Annotated in this window: 20 protein-coding genes; 12 read left to right on the top strand and 8 right to left on the bottom strand. The window is 71.1% G+C overall.

Annotation, left to right across the window (positions count from 1 at the left end; all coding sequences use genetic code 11):
* Positions 1-46 precede the first annotated feature (46 nt).
* The 3 genes from LG391_RS34385 to LG391_RS34375 form a co-directional block, all read right to left on the bottom strand.
* The gene (locus LG391_RS34385) at positions 47-511 is read right to left on the bottom strand and encodes a DUF3293 domain-containing protein (protein ID WP_225773662.1); all 465 of its coding nucleotides are present in this window, start codon (positions 509-511) and stop codon (positions 47-49) included.
* Between the two features lie 30 nt (positions 512-541).
* Positions 542-826, bottom strand: coding sequence for a DUF4242 domain-containing protein (locus tag LG391_RS34380; protein WP_225773660.1), 285 nt, complete (start codon positions 824-826; stop codon positions 542-544).
* A 63-nt stretch (positions 827-889) separates the two neighbouring features.
* Positions 890-3,331, bottom strand: a complete 2,442-nt coding sequence (locus tag LG391_RS34375) for a penicillin-binding protein 1A (protein ID WP_225773658.1) — start codon at positions 3,329-3,331, stop codon at positions 890-892.
* 602 nt (positions 3,332-3,933) lie between these two features.
* Here LG391_RS34375 and LG391_RS34370 point away from each other — a divergent pair.
* From LG391_RS34370 to pth, 5 genes are all read left to right on the top strand, one after another.
* Positions 3,934-6,810: a ribonuclease E/G gene (locus tag LG391_RS34370; RefSeq protein ID WP_374200839.1), complete on the top strand. Its 2,877-nt coding sequence runs from the start codon at positions 3,934-3,936 to the stop codon at positions 6,808-6,810.
* Between the two features lie 517 nt (positions 6,811-7,327).
* On the top strand, positions 7,328-7,540 hold the full coding sequence (locus tag LG391_RS34365; protein ID WP_225773654.1) for a hypothetical protein: 213 nt from the start codon (positions 7,328-7,330) through the stop codon (positions 7,538-7,540).
* 57 nt (positions 7,541-7,597) lie between these two features.
* Entirely contained in the window at positions 7,598-8,404 is an 807-nt protein-coding gene (locus tag LG391_RS34360) for a MetQ/NlpA family ABC transporter substrate-binding protein (protein WP_225773652.1), read from the top strand.
* Between the two features lie 144 nt (positions 8,405-8,548).
* Positions 8,549-9,199 carry a 50S ribosomal protein L25/general stress protein Ctc gene (locus LG391_RS34355; RefSeq protein ID WP_225773650.1) on the top strand — a complete coding sequence of 217 codons (651 nt, stop codon included), beginning with the start codon at positions 8,549-8,551 and terminating at the stop codon, positions 9,197-9,199.
* A gap of 28 nt (positions 9,200-9,227) precedes the next feature.
* Entirely contained in the window at positions 9,228-9,800 is a 573-nt protein-coding gene (gene pth, locus LG391_RS34350) for an aminoacyl-tRNA hydrolase (RefSeq protein WP_225773649.1), read from the top strand.
* 257 nt (positions 9,801-10,057) lie between these two features.
* Here the strand turns inward: pth and LG391_RS34345 are convergent, their stop codons facing one another.
* The 3 genes from LG391_RS34345 to LG391_RS34335 all read right to left on the bottom strand — a co-directional run bounded on the left by LG391_RS34345 (position 10,058) and on the right by LG391_RS34335 (position 12,757).
* Complete coding sequence (locus tag LG391_RS34345) at positions 10,058-10,312, bottom strand: hypothetical protein (protein ID WP_225773647.1); 255 nt, start codon at positions 10,310-10,312, stop codon at positions 10,058-10,060.
* A gap of 207 nt (positions 10,313-10,519) precedes the next feature.
* Positions 10,520-12,040 (bottom strand): YifB family Mg chelatase-like AAA ATPase, encoded by a 1,521-nt coding sequence (locus LG391_RS34340; RefSeq protein WP_225773645.1) that lies wholly within the window; start codon positions 12,038-12,040, stop codon positions 10,520-10,522.
* A 123-nt stretch (positions 12,041-12,163) separates the two neighbouring features.
* Positions 12,164-12,757, bottom strand: coding sequence for a TetR/AcrR family transcriptional regulator (locus LG391_RS34335; RefSeq protein ID WP_225773643.1), 594 nt, complete (start codon positions 12,755-12,757; stop codon positions 12,164-12,166).
* 79 nt (positions 12,758-12,836) lie between these two features.
* On the opposite strand from LG391_RS34335, the gene LG391_RS34330 reads away from it, so the two are divergent.
* From LG391_RS34330 to LG391_RS34320, 3 genes are read left to right on the top strand one after another with little or no spacing between them, the layout of a single operon-like run.
* Complete coding sequence (locus LG391_RS34330) at positions 12,837-13,358, top strand: PaaI family thioesterase (RefSeq protein WP_225773642.1); 522 nt, start codon at positions 12,837-12,839, stop codon at positions 13,356-13,358.
* 51 nt (positions 13,359-13,409) lie between these two features.
* Positions 13,410-13,658: a type II toxin-antitoxin system Phd/YefM family antitoxin gene (locus LG391_RS34325; protein WP_225773640.1), complete on the top strand. Its 249-nt coding sequence runs from the start codon at positions 13,410-13,412 to the stop codon at positions 13,656-13,658.
* Complete coding sequence (locus LG391_RS34320) at positions 13,655-14,032, top strand: type II toxin-antitoxin system VapC family toxin (RefSeq protein WP_225773638.1); 378 nt, start codon at positions 13,655-13,657, stop codon at positions 14,030-14,032. Before LG391_RS34325 ends, LG391_RS34320 begins: the two co-directional genes overlap by 4 nt.
* An 18-nt stretch (positions 14,033-14,050) precedes the next feature.
* Here LG391_RS34320 and LG391_RS34315 read toward each other — a convergent pair whose 3' ends face one another.
* Positions 14,051-15,271, bottom strand: a complete 1,221-nt coding sequence (locus LG391_RS34315) for a sorbosone dehydrogenase family protein (protein ID WP_225773636.1) — start codon at positions 15,269-15,271, stop codon at positions 14,051-14,053.
* A gap of 189 nt (positions 15,272-15,460) precedes the next feature.
* Between LG391_RS34315 and LG391_RS34310 the strand changes: the two genes are divergently transcribed.
* Positions 15,461-15,796, top strand: a complete 336-nt coding sequence (locus tag LG391_RS34310; protein WP_225773634.1) for an MliC family protein — start codon at positions 15,461-15,463, stop codon at positions 15,794-15,796.
* Between the two features lie 34 nt (positions 15,797-15,830).
* On the opposite strand, the gene ychF is transcribed toward LG391_RS34310, so the two are convergent.
* Complete coding sequence (gene ychF, locus LG391_RS34305; protein WP_225773631.1) at positions 15,831-16,925, bottom strand: redox-regulated ATPase YchF; 1,095 nt, start codon at positions 16,923-16,925, stop codon at positions 15,831-15,833.
* Between the two features lie 233 nt (positions 16,926-17,158).
* Between ychF and ugpQ the strand changes: the two genes are divergently transcribed.
* From ugpQ to LG391_RS34290, 3 genes are all read left to right on the top strand, one after another.
* Positions 17,159-17,890, top strand: a complete 732-nt coding sequence (gene ugpQ, locus LG391_RS34300) for a glycerophosphodiester phosphodiesterase (protein WP_225773629.1) — start codon at positions 17,159-17,161, stop codon at positions 17,888-17,890.
* A 58-nt stretch (positions 17,891-17,948) separates the two neighbouring features.
* Positions 17,949-18,599 carry a DedA family protein gene (locus LG391_RS34295; protein ID WP_225773627.1) on the top strand — a complete coding sequence of 217 codons (651 nt, stop codon included), beginning with the start codon at positions 17,949-17,951 and terminating at the stop codon, positions 18,597-18,599.
* Positions 18,574-19,430 (top strand): DedA family protein (locus tag LG391_RS34290; RefSeq protein WP_374200838.1); only part of this gene is annotated, 857 nt, incomplete at its 3' end. The genes LG391_RS34295 and LG391_RS34290, both read left to right, overlap by 26 nt.

Here is a 19,430-nt window from a genome sequence, read left to right as displayed (position 1 = left end):
CACCGCCCCCCACGGTCCCTGTTCGAGCCGGTGGCGGCTTGAGAGGTCAGTCCGCGCCGGCGTCCGGCCTCAAACCCTCGAGCAGCAGCCGGGTGGGCACCAGCCGGGCCGGCTGGCCGGGGGCGAACCAGACGATGGCGTTCTGGCCGAATTCCTCCGCCAGGGCGGTGAGTTCCGCGACTGGCAGGCCGAGGACCAGCAGCCCCTGCTCCGGCGGCCAGGCGCCGTCCAGCCCGGCGCCGGTGTGCGGCACGGAGTCGGCGCCGCGCCGGCGCACCGCCTCCGCCAGGCGCTGCCGCGCCGCCGCGTTCTCGGCCGGCGATGCCAGAAGACTGCGCGGATTGTCGGCCGTGACGAAGCCGGCGCCGGCGGCGCCGCGGCCGGCCAGCCAGGCCTCGGCCGCCGGGTTCCGGCGGTCGATCCGCACCTCGTGCTCGACGCCGTCGGCGGCGAACAGGTAGCGGGTGTCGCGATAGGCCTCGAGCAGCCGGATGAACTCCGAGAGGCCCATCGCCCCGCTCCGTCCGCCGCCGGCGATCCGTCAGTCGGCCCGTTCCGTCGTCGGGTCGATCATCTTGCGGATCTCGGTGATCCGGGTCGCCGGGAAGCCGCTGATCTCGGCGTGCTTCCGGATCACCTCCTCGTCGCGGGCGAGGTAGACGCAGAAGGTCTTGTTGTCGGCGACATAGCTCTCGACCCACTGGATGTCGGGCCCGATCTGCCGCAGCGCATCGTTGGACTTGGCCGCGGCGCCGCGCAACTGCTCGCGCTCCAGCGTGCCGACGTCGGGGATGTCGCGCTCGATGATGAACTTGCGAAGGGCCATGGGTTCCTCCCTGCCTGCGGCCCGATGACCGGCCGCTTCGCTTCATCTAGGCTGCGGCGGCGCTCAGTACAGCCCGCCGGTCCCGGTCGTGGCGTCGGGCACGCTGTCGCCGAAACCGGTGTCGCCGCCCTCGCCGGCGCCGCCGCCGCTGCCGTCGAGCCGGTCGAGGGCATAGCCGGTGCCGGGCTCGGTGCCGGGGCGGAACGCCTCCCAGAGCGTGTCGCCGCCGCTGCCATAAGCGGGCTGGCCGGTCAGCCGGTCGATCTTCACTAGGTTGACCCCGGGCGGGATGCGGAAGGGCGGCACGTCCTTGCCCTGCAGCGCCGCCGACATGAAGTCGCGGGCGATCGGCACCGCCGCGGTCGAGCCCCATTCGCGGGCGCCCAGCGTCTTCGGATCGTCGAAGCCGACATAGATCGCCACCACCAGGTCGGGCGAGAAGCCGACGAACCAGGCGTCCTTGGCGTCGTTGGTGGTGCCGGTCTTGCCGGCCAGGGTGAAGCCCAGCTTGTTCAGCGCCGAGGCGGTGCCGCGCTGCACCACGCCCTGCAGGATCGAGGTCATCTGATAGGCCGAGACCGGGTCGGCGATCTGCTCGCGCGTGTCCGGGATCACCGGCGTCGCCTGGTCGGCCCAGGGCTGGCCGCAAGCCTCGCAGGGCCGGTCGTCATGCCGGTAGATGGTGCGGCCGGTGCGGTCCTGGATACGGTCGATGAAGGTCGGGGTCACCTTCTTGCCGCCATTGGCGATCTGGGCGAAGCCGGTCGCCATCTGCAGCGGCGTGGTCGCGCCGGCGCCGAGCGCCATGGAATAGAGCAGCGGCATGTCCTTGTAGACGCCGAAGCGCTCCGCCGTCTCCTTCACCTTGTCCAGGCCGACCGCCTGGATCAGCCGCACCGTCATCAGGTTGCGCGACCGCTCGACGCCGACGCGCAGCGGCATCGGGCCGAGGAACCGGTGGTCGTCGTTCTCCGGCGCCCAGTCGGTGGTGCCGGTGTCGATCGTGATCGGGGCGTCGTCGATGATGGTGGCCGGGGTGTAGCCGGCCTCGAGAGCGGTCAGGTAGACGAAGGGCTTGAAGGTCGAGCCCGGCTGCCGCACCGCCTGGGTGCCGCGGTCGAACTCGCTCATCGCATAATCGTAGCCGCCGGTGATCGCCATCACCCGGCCGGTGTTCGGATCCAGCGCCACCAGCGCGCCCTGCACATCGGGGATCTGGCGCAGGCCGAACTCCTGCGGCACCGCCTTGTCCTCCGGCACCGGGCCGGTCGGCTCGACCAGGATCACGTCGCCCTTGGCCAGCACGTCGGACGGCTTCCGCGGCTCGGCCCCGACGGTCTGGTTCGCCCGCCACGGCCGGGCCCATTTCATCTCGGCGAAGGGGATGGTGCCGCGGCTCTTGTCCGAGAAGCCGATGCTGGCCGTCTTGGCGTCGATGTCCAGCACCACCGCCATCTGCCAGTCGCCGGCGCCGGCGGGCCGCTGGATCGCGGCGAGCTGCCCGGCCCAGTCGTCGAAGCCCTCGATCTTCTTCAGCGGGCCGCGCCAGCCGTGCCGCATGTCATAGCTGCGCAGGCCGTCGCGCAGCGCCTGGTCGGCGAGGTCCTGCAGATGCGGGTCCAGCGAGGTGCGCACCGACAGGCCGCCCTGGTAGAGCGCGTCGTTGCCGTAGAGTCGCTGCAGCTCGCGCCGCACCTCCTCGGCGAAGTAGTTGGCGCTGACGAACTCGATCTGCCGCCGGTCCTTGGTCACCAGCGGCTCGGCCCGGGCCGCGTCCGCCTGCTCCCGCGTGATCGCCCCGTCCTCCTGCAGCCGGCCGAGGACGTAGTTGCGGCGGGCGACCGCGGCATCCATCCGGGTCTTCGGGTCGTAGCTGCTGGGTGCCTTCGGCAGGCCGGCCAGGAAGGCGGTCTCGGAGATCGTCAGATCCTTCAGCGGCTTGTTGAAATAGGCCAGCGCCGCCGCCGCCACGCCATAGGCGCCGCGGCCGAGATAGATCTGGTTCAGGTACAGCTCGAGGATCTGCTGCTTGGTGAAGGCGCTCTCGATGCGGAACGCCAGCAGCATCTCGCGGATTTTCCGGCTGATCGCCCGGTCCGGCGTCAGGAAGAAGTTGCGCGCCACCTGCTGGGTGATGGTCGAGGCGCCCTCGACCCGCCGGCCGGAAGCGTAGTTCTGGATCGCCGAGATTCCGGCCCGGGCGATGCCCTGCAGGTCGACGCCCGGATGGTCGTAGAAGCGCTGGTCCTCGGCCGAGACGAAGGCCTGCGCCACCAGGGGCGGAATCGCCCCGAACGGTACGAACAGCCGGTTCTGGCTGGCGTATTCCGCCATCAGCCGGCCGTCGCCCGCGTGCAGGCGGGTGGTGATCGGCGGCGCGTATTCGGCCAGCTGCGCGGTGTCCGGCAGGTCGCGGCCGAAATAGCTCGCGGCCGCGAAGACCCCGACCGCCGCGATGACGAGGAGGAGGATGAGGGAGGACAGGAGCCAGCCGATCAGGCGCATCGGACCTTGGGGGCAATGGATGGGCGGCGGCGGCCGCCCCGGAGCGGCGGGGCGGCCCCGCGAGGCCGGCCTCGACGCAGAAGCGAATAGGCCGCGATTGTGTTCCGTTGATGACCACGAGGGTCGGAGCGGCCTCTGTTACCATAGCGCCGATCGCGAGTCAGGCCCCCGTGGCGCCACGGCTGGCAAGCGGGCCCCTTACCGCCGAAATCTCCCATTGTCGAGAGTGCGGTGCCTCGGTATCGTGGCGGCGCGACAGTCTGCCTGATCGGTCGATCGGAGATCCGGGTCCCCCGGGTTTTCGGGCCGGCCGCGCGGCAGCGCATCGATTTCCGCCGTGGAACGCCTTGTCGAACGGCCGGCACGCGATGCGCAGCCGCGGATGTCGGGCGACATCGAGGATCAACTCGAGGCCGTGCCCCGGCGCATCCGCGCCGGACCGGTGGTCGCGAACCCTCCCGTCTGGCCTGCTGCGAAGCGCCGTTCTCGGGTGATCACGGTTCGCGTCCCCGGCGGCTTCGGCAGGACAATGACGCGCCGCGGCCCCGTCGGTCGCGCGGGGCCGGCGGCAGCGTCGCCAGGGTTTGTACATGGCTAAAAGAATGCTGGTGGACGCCACCCATGCGGAAGAAACGCGGGTGGTGGTGCTGGACGGCAATCGGCTCGAGGAATTCGATTTCGAGACCGAAGCCAAGAAGCAGCTGAAGGGCAACATCTACCTGGCCAAGGTGACGCGGGTCGAACCCTCGCTCCAGGCCGCCTTCGTGGAGTATGGCGGGAATCGCCACGGCTTCCTCGCCTTCTCCCAAATCCATCCCGACTACTATCGGATCCCCATCGCCGACCGCGAGGCGCTCCTGGCCCCCCCGGCCGAGGAGGCCGAGGAGGCGGAGGCTGTCGAGGCGAAGCCGGCCGAGCCGACCTCCCGCCGGCGCCGCGGCCGTGACCGCCGCCCGGCCCGCGCCGAAGCCGCCGAGGCCGGCCCGAGCGAGGTGGTCGAGGTCGTTGCCGCCGCCGGCGATGCGGTGGCGGGCGAGGGGATCACCACCGAGGCCGGCGCCGAGGAGAGCTTCGGCGAGACCCTGTCGACCGAGGGCGACAGCGGCCCGGTCGCCCTCCTGGCCCCCGCGGAGGCGCCGAAGGGCGACGATCCGACCCCGGCCGAAGGCGAGAACGGCAGCGGCAACGGCAACGGCCATGACGGCGAGCAGGAGCCCGGCGTCGAGGTGCTGGGCGGCGACGAGGCCGAGGAGGCCCGCGACCGCCGCTCGAAGCTGCCGAACTATCGCAACTACAAGATCCAGGAGGTCATCAAGCGCCGGCAGATCATGCTGGTGCAGGTGACCAAGGAGGAGCGCGGCAACAAGGGCGCCGCGCTGACCACCTATCTGTCGCTGGCCGGCCGCTACTGCGTGCTGATGCCGAACACGCCGCGCGGCGGCGGCATCAGCCGGAAGATCGCCAATCCCAAGGATCGCAAGAAGATGAAGGCGATCATGGATGACCTGGAGGTGCCGGAGGGCATGGCGGTCATCCTGCGGACGGCGGGGCTGGAGCGCACCAAGCTGGAGATCCGGCGCGACCTCGACTACCTGCTGCGGCTGTGGGATTCGATCCGGCAGACGACGCTGCAGTCGACCGCCCCCTGCGCCATCCACGAGGAGGCGGACCTGATCAAGCGGGCGATCCGCGACCTCTACTCGAAGGACATCGAGGAGGTCCTGGTCTCCGGCGAGGAGGGCTACCGCACCGCCAAGGACTTCATGCGCATGCTCATGCCGAGCCATGCCAAGAAGGTCCAGCCCTACCAGGACGAGAACGTCCCGCTCTTCCACCGCTTCAACGTGGAAGGCCAGATCGACGCGATGCACAGCCCGGTGGTGCAGTTGCGCTCCGGCGGCTACATCGTCATCAACCCGACCGAGGCGCTGGTCTCGATCGACGTCAACTCCGGCCGTTCGACCCGCGAGCGGAACATCGAGGAGACGGCGTACAAGACCAACCTGGAAGCCGCCGACGAGGTCGCCCGCCAGCTGCGCCTGCGCGATCTGGCCGGGCTGATCGTCATCGACTTCATCGACATGGAGGACGACCGCCACAACAAGGCGGTCGAGCACCGGCTGAAGGAGGCGATGCGGCAGGACCGCGCCCGCATCCAGATCGGCCGGATCAGCGCCTTCGGCCTGCTCGAGCTGTCGCGCCAGCGGCTGCGCCCGAGCCTGATGGAGACGCATTTCGAGACCTGCGCCCATTGCGGGGGCCTGGGCATGACCCGGACCACCGGCTCGGCCGCCCTGTCGGTGCTGCGCGCGATCGAGGAGGAGGGCATCCGCAAGCGCGCCTCCGAGATCACCGTGCACGTCGCCACCGCGCTGGCGCTGTACCTGTTCAACCAGAAGCGCGACGCCCTGGCCGACATCGAGCGGCGCTACGGCGTGCGGGTGATGATCGAGGCCGATGACAGCTTGATCCCGCCGGCGCACCGGATCGAGCGCACCCGCGCCCGCAGCGCCGAGCTGCCGGCCCCGGCCGCGCCGGTCGACAACACCGCCCGGATCATGGCCGAGACCGACGCCGCGCTGGAGCGCGAGGCGGAGGAGGTCGAGGACGAGGCGGAAGAAGAAGAGGTCGCGGAGGCCCGCGAGCCGGCGCGCCAGCCGCAGCAGCGCCCGGGTCAGCCGCCGCAGCATCACGGCCAGCAGCAGGCCGATGGCGAGGGCCGCGGCCGTCGCCGCCGGCGCCGCCGCGGCCGCCGGCGCGGCGGCGAGGACGGGCATCGCCCGGACCAGCCCGCGCCGGTCGCCGCCGACGGCAGCTTCGGCTACGACCCGCGCGACGAGGCCGAGGAGGGCCAGGCGGCCGAGCCGTTCACCGTCGAGGCCGCCGATGCCGCAAGCCATGCCGAACCGGTCGAGGAGGCCGCGCCGGCCGTCGCCGAGCCGGCTGCTCCGGCCGAGCCGGCTGTCACCGAGGCTCCGGCCGCCGAAGCCGCCGAGGACGAGGCCAAGGGCCGCCGCCGCGGCCGTCGCGGCGGTCGCCGCAAGAAGGCCGACGAGGCCGAGCCCTTCGTGCTCGAGGCCGCCGACGCCGCCAGCCATGCCGAGCCCGAGGCCGTCACGGCGCCGGAGACGGTTGCAGCCGCCGACGCCGTGATCGCGCCCGAGCCCGCCCCGGCGGAAGCTGCCCCGGCGGAAGCCGCGGCGCCGGCCGAGGAGGCGCCGAAGCCGAAGCGCCGCGCCCCGCGCCGCAAGAAGGCCGAGGTCGCCGTCGAGGCTGCGGCCGAGCCGGCCGCCGAGCCCCCCGCGCCGGTGCCGGAGCCCGAGGCGGCCGCGCTCAACGGCGCCGTGCCCGAACCGGCGCCGGCCGCGACGGAGCCCGCGCCCGCGGCCCCGGCCGAGAACCTCGCGGTCGAGGCCAACCAGGTGATCAATCAGCCGCCTGAGGCGCCGAAGCGCGGCTGGTGGCGCCGCGGCGCCTGACCCCGGCCCCATAGCGGAACCGAAGAGCCCGTCCGGCCCTGCCGGGCGGGCTTTTTCGTTGCGTCTGCACGGGCAATGCCCTCGCCGTCATTGCGAACGCAGCGAAGCACTCCAGGGCCGCTCACACCGGCCCTGGAGTGCTTCGTCGGCTTCACCTCCTCGCAATGCAGCATTAGCGAAATCTGATTGTGGTTTTTTTGTTATTGACACGCCCGACCGTATGTTAGAGGGTCGGCACCGATCTTCGGATCCGCGGGATTTTGACGGAAGCAGCTTGCGCCGCGTCACCAAACGCTAAAGCGCCACGACGTGAGTTCGTGGTTCCGGCAGTTGATGCTGAGGAGCCGACCGATGGTTTCGACCCTGTCCCTGTCCGTCCTCTCCGCCGCCGCACCCGGTGCCGGCCGCATGTGTCGCGCCTGTCGCTGTTGCTGACCACGGGCCCTGCCCGCCGCACCCGACCGCACGACCAGACACGGCGCGCCCCGAGCGGCGCGCCTCCCGAGAGGATCCTTCCATGGCTGACGCCTTCATCATCGTCGCCGGCGGCCTGACCGCCGGCATCGTCACGCGCGAGCCGCGCGGCTTCCGCTTCTACGCCTCCGACGCGGCCTTCACGCCGCTGGAGGGGCGCCTGTTCCGGACCACCCGCGCGGCCGGGCGGGCGGCGCATGCCGCGCTGACCACGATCGCCCGCCGCCAGCACCGGCCGGGGCAGGCCCCGGCCTGATCCGCGACGCGGCGCCACCCCATATCCATACCGACCCAAGACGTGCAGGAGCCCATCATGTCCCTTTCCCCGCTGACGCGCGGCCTGATCGGCCTGGCGCTCGGCCTCGCCCTCGGCGCCGCCACCGCCGGCAGCGCCCTTGCCGCCAGCATCAAGCTCGGTGTCATGGGCGGCAGCGAGGAGGAGATCGCCGAGGTCGCCAAGCAGGTGGCGGCCAAGAAAGGCCTCGAGATCGAGCTGGTCACCTTCTCCGACTACGCCATCCCGAACGAGGCGCTGGAGCATGGCGAGCTCGACGCCAACGCCTTCCAGCACAAGCCCTATCTGGACGCGCAGATCGCCGCCCGCGGCTATCACATCGTCCCGATCGGCTTCACCATCGTCGAGCCGATCGGCCTCTACTCGAAGAAGTTCGACAAGATCGACAAGCTGCCCGACGGCGCCAAGATCGGCATCCCGAACGACCCCAGCAACGGCGGCCGGGCGCTGAACCTGCTGGCCGCCAACGGCCTGATCAAGCTGGCCGACGGCAAGGGCCTGAACCCGTCGCTGCTGGACGTCACCGACAACCCGCACAACTTCCAGTTCTCCGAGCTCGACGCGGCGCAGCTGCCGCACGCCCTGCCGGACCTGGATGGCGCGATCATCAACACCAACTACGCGCTGGAGGCCGGGCTGGACCCGCGCAAGGACGCGCTGATCGCCGAGAGCCGGACCAACAACCCCTACGGCAACTTCGTCGCGGCCCGCGCCGCCGACAAGGACCGGGCCGACCTGAAGACTCTGGTCGAGGCCTATCAGTCGCCGGAGGTGGCGCAGTTCCTGGAGACCCGGTTCAAGGGCGCCATCCTGCCAGCGTGGTAAGATTGCCGCAGGCCGGGGCTGCGGCCCCGGCCGTTGCGCTGCCGGACCAATTCTGCTAGACGACCGCGCTTGCGTGGGCATTCACTCACGCCGTACCGACGCCGGCACCCCTGGAGGCCGGCGTCTTCACTTGGGAGAGAGCCAATGGCCGAAACCATCAAGATCACGGCCGAGGCGCGGGACCGGGCCGGTAAGGGGGCAGCACGGGCAGCGCGTCGGGCCGGGATGATCCCGGGCGTCATCTACGGCGACAACAAGCCGCCGGTGCTGTTCAACGTCAACGCCCAGTCGCTGCTGAAGATCCTGCGCGACCCCGCGGCGCTGACGCACCTCTACGACATCGAGATCGGCAACGAGAAGCACCACGTCCTGGCGCGCGACATCGCCCTGGACCCGGTGACCGACCGCGCCATCCATCTGGACTTCCTGCGCGTCAGCGACAAGACCACCGTCCACGCCGACGTGCCGGTTCATTTCGAGAACGAGGCCGCGTCGCCCGGCATCAAGCGCGGCGGCGTGCTGAACGTCGTGCGCCACGATGTCGAGTTGATCTGCCGCGCCGAGTCGATCCCCGAATTCGTCACGGTCGACCTGACCGGGACCGAGATCGGCGATTCGCTGCGCATGAGCGCGGTCAAGCTGCCGGAGGGCGTCCGCCCGGCCGTGACCGAGCGCGACTTCGTGATCGCCACCGTCGCGGCACCGTCGGCCGTCCGTGCCGAGGCCGCCGAGGCTGCCGCCGCGGCGGTGACCGGCGAGGCCGCCCCGGCCGCGACCGAGGAGCCGAAGGCCTGATCAAGGCCGGGCGGGGTGGGAGAGTGCGATGCTGCTGTTCGTCGGCCTCGGCAATCCCGGCTCGCAATACGCGTATCACCGGCACAATGTCGGGTTCATGGCGCTCGACGACATCGTCGAGCGCCATTCCTTTTCGCCCTGGAAGCTGAAGTTCCAGGGACGGCTGGCGGAAGGCCGGCTCGGCCCCGAGCGCGTGCTGGCGCTGGAGCCCGCCACCTACATGAACGAGAGCGGCCGGTCGGTCGGCGAAGCGATGCGCTTCTACAAGCTCACGCCCGACGACGTCGTGGTGTTCCATGACGAGCTCGACCTCGCGCCCGGCAAGGTCCGGGTCAAGAAGGGCGGCGGCACCGCCGGCCACAACGGGCTGCGCTCGCTCGACGCCCATATCGGGCCGGAGTTCTGGCGCGTCCGCATCGGCATCGGCCATCCCGGCCACAAGGACCGGGTGCATGGCTGGGTGCTGGGCGACTTCGCCAAGGCCGACGAAGCCTGGCTCGACCCGCTGCTGGACGCGATCGCCGAGGCGGCGCCGCTGCTGGCCGAGAAGGCGGCCGGGAAGTTCATGACCCAGATCGCCCAGACCACCCAGGACGCGTGATCCGCAGGCCCGACGCGGCAGCCTCTCTGACCTTTGCTGCGCCGCACGACTACCCCCTTGATCCGATCGTTCCGGGGGCGCATCGTACCCCCACGTGGTCGGCATAGCCGGTAACGCGTATTGGCCAGCCGCAACGCCTTTGCGGCGACCTCCGTCGGAATGGCAACCCGGCATCGTCGGGTGAGCCTGCGGACAGAGAGCACCACGAGGAGCCGCCGATGTGCGGCTCCTCTACTGTCTGGGCCCTCGATTCGCCCCTATCGCGGCGGGATCGGCGTCTGCGCCAGCAGCGTGTTGGCCGGCTCCACGCATTGGAAACCGATGTAGTTCCACTGCCGGTCCGAGGCCAGCGCCGTGCGGCCGGCCTGGGCGCAATACCGGTCGGCGGCGGCCTGCGCCCCCGCGGCGCCGCGCTCATTCGCGGTTTTCACCACGACAAAGTCTTTCGAGGCTTGCTGGGGCACGCAGGCACCGGCCAGAAGTGCGGCAATAATCGCAAGAATCGATCGCATTGGTGATTCCCGTCGTTCCGGGTGAAGGCGACCGTTCGATCCGAAACGATCTTGACCAGGATCACAAAAATTCGGCTGAAGGCCAAGCCGCTTCGACTGGGCGCAATGCTGCGTCGCGACGGGTTTCGGGCGATTTGATCATCATTTTACGCGCAGTTGCCGCATTCGACTGCCGGAGATCAGGCCCCGGGCGTTTCGATTACTGGCCTATGCAGCGACGGACAGCCGGCGGTAGGACAGAGCCTCGGCGATCTGGGCACGGCCGATGGCCTCGGCGCCGGCCAGATCGGCGAGGGTGCGGGCCACGCGCAGCACCCGGTGATAGCCGCGGGCCGACAGGCGCAGCCGCTCCGCCGCCTGGGTCAGGAGCGCGGCGCCGGCCGAATCGGGCAGCGCGACCCGTTCCAGCACCGCGCCATCGGCTTCGGCATTGGTCGTGATGCCGTCCCCGGCATAGCGCGCCGCCTGGATCTCGCGCGCCGCCGCGACGCGGGCCGCCACCTCGGCCGTGCCCTCGGCCGGCGGCGGCAGAGCCAGGTCGGCGGCGGAGACCGCCGGCACGTCGACATGCAGGTCGATGCGGTCGAGCAGCGGGCCGGACAGGCGCGACTGGTAGTCCTGGCCGCAACGCGGCGCCCGGCCGCAGCCCAGCGCCGGGTCGCCGAGATGGCCGCAGCGGCAGGGGTTCATCGCCGCCGCCAGCAGCACCCGGGCCGGATAGGTGACATGCGAGTTGGCCCGGGCGATCACCGCCCGGCCGCTTTCCATCGGCTGGCGCAGCGATTCGAGCGTGGCGCGGGCGAATTCCGGCAGCTCGTCCAGAAACAGCACGCCGCGATGGGCCAGCGAGATCTCGCCCGGCCGGACCCGCAGCCCGCCGCCGACCAGGGCCGGCAGCGAGGCGGAGTGATGCGGGTCGCGGAAGGGCCGGCGGCGCATCAGCCGCCCGCCTTCCAGGAGCCCGGCGACCGAATGGATCATCGACACCTCGAGCGCCTCGGCCGGCGACAGGGGCGGCAGCAGGCCGGGCAGCCGCGCCGCCAGCATCGATTTGCCGGAGCCGGGCGGGCCGATCATGAGCAGATTGTGGTTTCCAGCGGCGGCGATCTCCAGCGCCCGTTTCGCCGTCTCCTGCCCCTTGACGTCGCGCAGGTCGAGGCCGGGTCCGTCCGCCGCGGCCAGCAGCGGCTGCGGCTGGGCCAGCACCTGGGTGCCCTTGAAGTGATTGACCAGGGCCAGCAGCGTCGGCGCCGCCAGCACGTCGATCCGGCCGTCGGCATCGGCCGCCCAGGCCGCCTCCGGCCCCGAGGCGGCCGGACAGATCAGCCCGAGCCCGCGCTCCGCGGCGCCCAGCGCCGCCGGCAGCACTCCGGCGACCGGGGTCAGCGCCCCGTCCAGCGCCAGCTCGCCCAGCGCCATGTACTGCCCGACCTCCTGCACCGGCAGCACGTCGAGCGCGGTGAGGAGGCCGAGCGCGATCGGCAGGTCGTAATGGCTGCCCTCCTTCAGCATGTCGGCGGGCGCCAGATTGATGGTGATGCGCCTGGGCGGCAGGGCCAGGCCGAGAGCGTGCAGCGCTGCCTTCACCCGCTCCCGGCTTTCCGCCACCGCCTTGTCCGGCAGGCCGACCAGGGTGATGCCGGAAAAGCCGCCCGAGACCTGCACCTGGACGTCGACCGGCGCCGTCTCGATCCCCTGGAACGCAACCGTGGCGATGCGAGCGACCATCTAGGCGGAACCTGAGGGGTGTGGAGAGGCCGGCATATTCAGGTAAAAATTGTGCTTTCGAAAAAAGCACAACCATTACTCCGCATCCGACAGGCGCTGTCAATGCCCCTCGCGCCGTCCGGCTCAGCCGGGCTGCCGCAGTTGCGCCTCGACCAGCACTTCGGCGGCGATGATCAGCTCGTCCTGGCCGCCCTCCTCGCCCAGCACCTGCCAGCCGGCGTTGGCGCCGTTGATCAGAAGGCCGAGCTGGTCGGCCAGACGCTGCGGTTCGCGCGCGCCGAAGGACTCGACCAGCGCCGTCAGCCGGCGGCGCAGCTCGCGCTTGTTGTCACGGCAGATCCGGCGCCCGGGATGGTCCGCATCGGGGAACTCGGCCGCCAAGTTGAGGAAGGGACAGCCGCGGAAGGCGGGATGGCGCAGCCGCTTCACCACCCCGGCCAGCAGGGCCCGCAGCTGGTCGCGCGGGGCGCCCGGATGGCGCGCCTCGACCCGGTCCCACCATTCCCAGAACAGGCGGTCCTGCTCCGCCACCACCGCGGCGATCAGATGGTCCTTCGAGGGGAACCAGCGATACAGGCTGGTCTTGGCGACGCCCGAAGCCGCGACGACGGTGTCGACACCCACGGCGCGGATGCCGTCGCGATAGAACAGCTCCATGGCCGTCGCGAGGATGGTCTCGCGCACACCGCCCATCCCGCCCGCAGCCTCCGCCGTCATTCCTGCACCTCCGTTCCGGCTTGACGACGCTACAGACCTGTCTGTATCGGTGCAATATGGTTTGCGGGTGGAGGGACCGATGGACTCGACCGAAGCCGTGGTCCGCGAGCGCGTGGTCCGCTGGGAGGATCCGACGATCCTGGCCGCCGTCGCGCGCGGCATGAGCGGGCGGGCCTTTCTGCAGGCGATCGCCGACGGCCGGCTGCCGCCGCCGCCGATCGCCAATCTCGTGGACTTCACCCTGACCGAGATCGGCGAGGGCCGGGTGGTGCTGAGCCTGATCCCGGACGAGTCGCACTACAACCCGATCGGGTCGGTGCATGGCGGCGTGATCGCCACCGTGCTCGACACGGTGCTGGGCTGCGCGGTGCATTCCACCCTGCCGGCCGGCCGGGGCTACACCACGCTCGAGATAAAGGTGAACTATGTGCGGGCGGTGGTCGCCGGCGCCGGCCCGGTGCGGGCTATCGGCCGGGTGATCCATGCCGGCCGGCAGACCGCGGTGGCCGAGGCGACGCTGGTCGACGGCCGCGACCGCGTCCTGGCCCATGCCAGCACCACCTGCCTCGTGTTCGAGATTCCGGCCGCAGGTGCCGCTTGACCAGGGTTGGACGGAGCGTCATCTTAGTTTGACCAACTCTGGTCAAGTACGATGAAGCAGATCAATATCTACGAGGCCAAAACCCAGCTCTCGCAGATCGTCGATCGGGCGAGCAAGGGCGAGAGCTTCGTCATCGCCAAGTCCGGCACGCCGCTGGCCAAGCTGGTGCCGTTGGATGACGGCCGACCGGCCAAGATCCGGTTCGGCCTGATGAAGGGCGAAATTCACATCGAGCCCGATTTCGATGCGTCGCTCCCCGATGCCGTCCTCGACGCCTTCGAGGGCGGGTCTTCGACGTGAGGCTGCTGCTCGACACCAACATCCTGCTCTGGGTGATGGACGACGATCCGATGCTGTCGCCCGCGGCGCGCCGGACGATCGAGCAGGCGACGGTCGTGTTCGTCAGCTCGGTCTCGATCTGGGAAATCAGCATCAAGGCCGCACTCGGCAAGTTGCGCCTCGACATGACCAGGTTCATGACGCGGCTGGCGGAGGCCGGGTTCGAACCATTGGCGGTGACCTGGGATCACGCCCGGGCCGTGCATGATCTGCCGCATCACCACCGGGACCCGTTCGACCGGATGCTGATCGCCCAGGCGACCATCGAACCGCTGCGACTGCTGACGCATGACGGGATGCTGGCGCGCTACAGCGACCTCGTGACCATCGTCTGACCACCGGCCCCGCCGGCCTCAGTCGCTGGCCTTGGCGATGCGCCAGATCGTGCCGCCCTCGTCGTCGGAGACCAGGATCGACCCGTCCGGCAGCACCGCCAGCCCGGCCGGGCGGCCCCAGACCCGGGCGGCGCCGTCGCCGCGATCGACCCGGAAGCCGGTCGCCAGCGCCTCGTAGCCGCCCTGGGGCCTGCCGTCCCGGAACGGCACGCGGACCACCATGTAGCCGACCGGGTCGGCGCGGTTCCACGAGCCGTGCAGCGTCACCAGCGCATCGCCGCGCCAGTCGGGGAACATCGGGCCGTCGTAGAAGACGAGGTCGAGCGGCGCCGAATGCGACTCGAACAGCAGGTCCGGCACGATCGCCTGCTTCACCAGCTCCGGCTGCTTGTCGGCCAGGTCCGGCTGCGGGTTCCGGCCGAGATAGGAGTAGGGCCAGCCGTAGAAGCCGCCCTCCCGCACCGCCGTCAGATAGTCCGGCACCAGCCCGTCGCCGAGACCGTCGCGCTCGTTGACCACGGTGTAGAGCCGGCCGGTGCCCGGCTGCAGCGCCAGCCCGATCGGGTTGCGCAGGCCGGAGGCATAGGTGCGGCCGCCCGAGCCGTCGGCGGCGAAGACCTGGATGGTGGCGCGCGGCGCCGGCTCCTCGGCGATGTTGCTGCGGCTGCCGATGGCGACGAAGAAGCGGTCCGACGCCGGGTCCCAGATCACGTTGCGGCTGCGATGGCCGCCGCCGCCGTCGAAGGCGCCGTCCGGCGTGATCCGCTGCGGCTTCGCCTGCGCCTTGGCGTCGCCCGGGGCATAGGGCACGCGCCACAGTCCGTCGAGATCGGCGATGATGAGCGCGTCGCGGCGCAGCGCCATGCCGTAGGGCTCGTCCAGCCCGGTCAGGAACGGCATCGCCCGGGCCCGCGCCGGCGGGTTGGGCGCGACCAGCCGGCTGATGCGGCCGGCCCCCGGCTCCGACACCAGGATCGACCGGTCCGGCAGCACCAGCATCTCGCGCGGGCCGGAGAGGCCGGCGGCGAACAGCGTCGCCGTCATCCCCTTCGGCACCTGCGGCCGCATCCCCTCGGCGCGGGCGACGGTCTCGGAGCTGTTGGCCACGGCGTCGGTGGCGTAGGGCCTGGGCAGCGCATCGGGCCGGACCTCGAACGCCGTCCCCGGCGCCACGTCCCGGGCCGCGGCCGGCAGGGCGATCAGCGGGATGGCGAGCAGGGCTGCGAGCGGCCGTCGCATCGGCGTCTCCTCCACACTCCTTGTTGATGATGTGGGGCGCCGGACGCCGCCGGGGAAGGCCTCGATGGGAAACTTGTCCGACAACCGTCGGCGGCAAGGCGAACCGCGGCGAAACAAATGGCGGGCTGCGACGTTGCTGAGGGGCGATTGTCCGCCCGGCACGGTGCCGGGCCATGAATGGAGACTGCGATGACCCGCCGCCTGACCCTGATTCCCTGCGCGCTCGCCCTCGCGGCGCTGGCCGCCTGCGGCGACGACACCCCGAACCCGACCGCGAAGACCGAGGCCATTGCCAGCAAGACCGTCGGCTATCGCTGCGCCGACGGCACCAGCCTGTCCGCCGGCTTCACCGGCGACGCGCTGGTGCTGGCCGACGGCGGCAACACGATCACGCTGCAGCGTGCGATCTCCGGCAGCGGCGCGCGCTACACCAACCCCTACGGCGCCGAGTTCTGGGACAAGGGCGGCCAGGCGACCTACAGCCGCATCGCCGGTGCCAGCCCGACCACGTGCACGGCGGGATAGGATCGGGGCGGTCGCGAAACCCGCGACCGGCCTCTCAGACGTTGAAGCGGAAGTGGAAGATGTCGCCGTCGCGGACGACATACTCCTTGCCTTCCTGCCGCATCTTGCCGGCGTCCTTCGCCCTCTGCTCGCCGCCGAGCGCGACATAGCTGTCGTAGTCGATGGTCTCGGCCTTGATGAAGCCGCGCTGGAAGTCGGTGTGGATCACCCCCGCCGCCTCCGGCGCGGTGGCGCCGACATTGACGGTCCAGGCCCGCGCCTCCTTCGGCCCGACGGTGAAGAAGGTGAGCAGGCCGAGCAGCCTGTAGCCGGCCCGGATCACCTTGTTCAGCCCCGGCTCCTCGAGCCCGATCGAGGCCAGGAACTCCTGCTTCTCCTCGGGCGAGAGCTGCGCCAGCTCGGCCTCGATCGCGGCCGAGATCACCACCGCCTCGGCGCCCTGGGCCTTGGCCATGGCCTCGACCCGGGCCGAATGGGCGTTGCCGGTCGCGGCCTCGTCCTCGGACACGTTGCAGACATAGAGCACGGGCTTGGAGGTCAGCAGCGCCAGGCGCCGGAACGGCTCGCGCTCATCCGGCGACAGCTCGACGGTGCGGGCCGGCTTGCCCTCGCGCAGCACCGCCAGCGCCCGCTCCATCAGCTCGATCTCGGTCTTGGCGTCCTTGTCGCCGCCCTTGGCCCGCTTCGCCGCGGACTGCACCCGCCGCTCCAGGCTGTCCATGTCGGCCAGCATCAGCTCGGTCTCGACCGTCTCGGCGTCGCGCACCGGGTCGACCGAGCCCTCGACATGGGTGACGTCGCCCTCGAAGCAGCGCAGCACGTGCAGCACCGCGTCGGTCTCGCGGATATTGGCCAGGAACTGGTTGCCCAGCCCCTCGCCCTTCGACGCGCCGCGGACCAGCCCGGCGATATCGACGAATTCCAGCTGGGTCGGGATGATCTTGGCCGAGCCCGCGATCGCCGCCAGCCTGTCCAGCCGCGGGTCGGGCACGCCGACCCGGCCGGTGTTCGGCTCGATCGTGCAGAACGGATAGTTCGCCGCTTCCGCCGCCTGGGTGGAGGTCAGCGCGTTGAACAGCGTCGACTTGCCGACATTGGGCAGGCCGACGATGCCGCAATTGAATCCCATGGGTCTCGTCCGGATCTCTCGAATCGGCGCCCGTCTAGCACGGATGCCGGGCCAAGGGGAGTCGCGGCCGGGCCGTCCCGCACTTGACGCCGGCTCGGCGAGGATGGCACCTGGAGGGGAGATTGTCCTGACGAGCTGCCGGCCTTTCCGTCCGGGCGAGTGAGCCGGACCGTTTCCGACCACGCCGAAAACCCGCCTCCCGCAGTGCCCTCGACGCCCCCGGAGACCGCCCCATGACCCTGACCCTGCCCCGAGTCATCGGCCATCGCGGCGCCGCGGCCCATGCGCCGGAGAACACCCTGGCGTCGTTCCGCAAGGCCGCCGCCCTGGGCGTCGAGATGGTCGAGTTCGACGTCAAGCTGACCCGCAACCGGGTGCCGGTGGTGATCCATGACGACTCGCTGGACCGCACCACCGACGGCAGCGGCGCCGTCGCCAATTCCGATTTCGCCGCGGTGCGGATGCTGGATGCCGGCCGCAAGTTCGCGCCCGAGTTCCGCGGCGAGCGGGTCCCGACCCTGGACGAGGTGCTGACCCTGGCGCTGGAGCTGGGCCTGGCGGTCAACATCGAGATCAAGCCCTGCCCGGGCCGCGAGGTCGAGACCGCCGAGGTGGCGCTGGCCGCGGCGCAGCGGCTGTGGCCCGCCGACCGGCCGAAGCCGCTGGTCTCCAGCTTCGCCATCGAGAGCCTGATGAAGGCCCGCGAGGTCGCGCCCGACTGGCCGCGCGGCTACCTGATCTGGGAGCGGCCGGCGGTCTGGGCCGCCAATGCCGACGCGATCGGCGCCGCCACGATCAATGTCAGCCATGAGAAGGAGACGGCGGAGACCATTGCCGAATACCGCGCCACCGGCCGGCCGGTGCTGGCCTACACAGTGAACGACGCGGAGCGGGCCAAGGCGCTGTTCGACATGGGCGTCGCCGGCGTCTTTTCCGACGCGCCGGACCGCATCCTCGCCCTCTGATCGCCGCTTTTGCCGCCGATACGGGGCGCGGCCGCGAGCTTCGGGAGAGATTGGGCGCGTGCAGGGCTTCATCGACCAGACGATCGCCTTCATCGGCGCCCATGGCGGCTGGGCCGGGCCGATCATCCTGGTCTTCGCCTTCGGCGAATCCTTCGCCGTGCTGAGCCTGCTGCTGCCGGCCACCGCCGTGCTGGTCGCCGCCGGCACCCTGGTCCAGTCCGGCACGCTGAGCCCGTGGGACGTCATCCCCTGGGCGATCGCCGGCGCCGTCCTGGGCGACGCCGTCTCCTACTGGATCGGGGTGTGGCTGGAGCACCGGGTGGAGCGGATCTGGCCGTTCACCCGGCATCCGCAGATGCTGCGCACCGGCCGCGACTTCTTCCACCGTTGGGGCGGCATCAGCGTCTTCATCGGCCGCTTCCTTGGCCCCGTCCGCGCCGTGATCCCGCTGGTCGCCGGCATGATGGGGATGCGCCACATCCCGTTCCAGATCGCCAATGTCGCCTCGGCGGTCGTCTGGGCACCGGTCTGGGTGGGCCTCGGCTGGTTCGCCGGCGAGACGCTGAGCCGCATCTTCGGGATTGAAGATGCGGCGCCGCTGCTGATCATATTTCTCGTCGTCGCGACGCTGGCCGGCGCCGCGGCGGCCTTCCGCCTGCTGACGCGCAAGAGCAAGAGTTCGCATGAGGATCGTCCGGACCGTCCCTAGCCTGGCCGCTGTCGTCGCGCTGGTCCTCGCCGCCGCGCCCGGGCCGGCGCGGGCGGACGGGCTGGACGACTTCTTCAGCAGCATCCGCCGCCAGTTCGAGGAGCCGGCCCGGCCGAGCCGGTCGCAGAGCTGCGCCCAGACCGAGGCCGAAGCGCATGTGCTGGCGACCACGGCGGAGAGCGACCTGGGCCGGGTCAAGACGCGGATCGACCGGATCGAGCGCGATGCCGGCGCCGGCACCGCCCGCGACCCGATCGACCAGGCGACCCAGACCGCGACCCAGGCCCAGGGCCTGTCGGCGAAGCTGCGGCGCGCCCAGGCGGCCTACCGCACCATCATCGGCCAGTGCGGCCGGCCCGATCTGCAGAGCGAGCGGCTGGGCAGCCTGGCCCGCCGGCTGGACGCCGAGGCGCGGCGGGCCAACCGCCTGGCCGACCGCATCGCCTCGACCCCGACCGGCGCCCTGCCCGGCGGTCCGCAGGCCTGCCCGGCGCTGGTCGACGACGCCCAATCTGTGCAGGCCGACACCACCGCCGTCCTCGACCGCGTCGGCCGGCGCCTGCGCGACCTGGCCGGGGCCGATCCGCTGGACGCCCGCACCGGCGCCCTGGCCGTCGCCGACGACATCGCCGAGCAGCGCCAGCGCGTCGACACGATCGATGCGCGCGCCGCGACCCAGGGCCCGGACTGCGCCGAGGCGACGGGGATCTGGCCGTTCACCCGGCATCCGCAGATGCTGCGCACCGGCCGCGACTTCTTCCACCGTTGGGGCGGCATCAGCGTCTTCATCGGCCGCTTCCTTGGCCCCGTCCGCGCCGTGATCCCGCTGGT

It is taken from the genome of Inquilinus sp. Marseille-Q2685 (assembly GCF_916619195.1).
GTDB lineage: Bacteria > Pseudomonadota > Alphaproteobacteria > DSM-16000 > Inquilinaceae > Inquilinus.
This window is presented reverse-complemented; position numbering and strand designations above follow the sequence as displayed.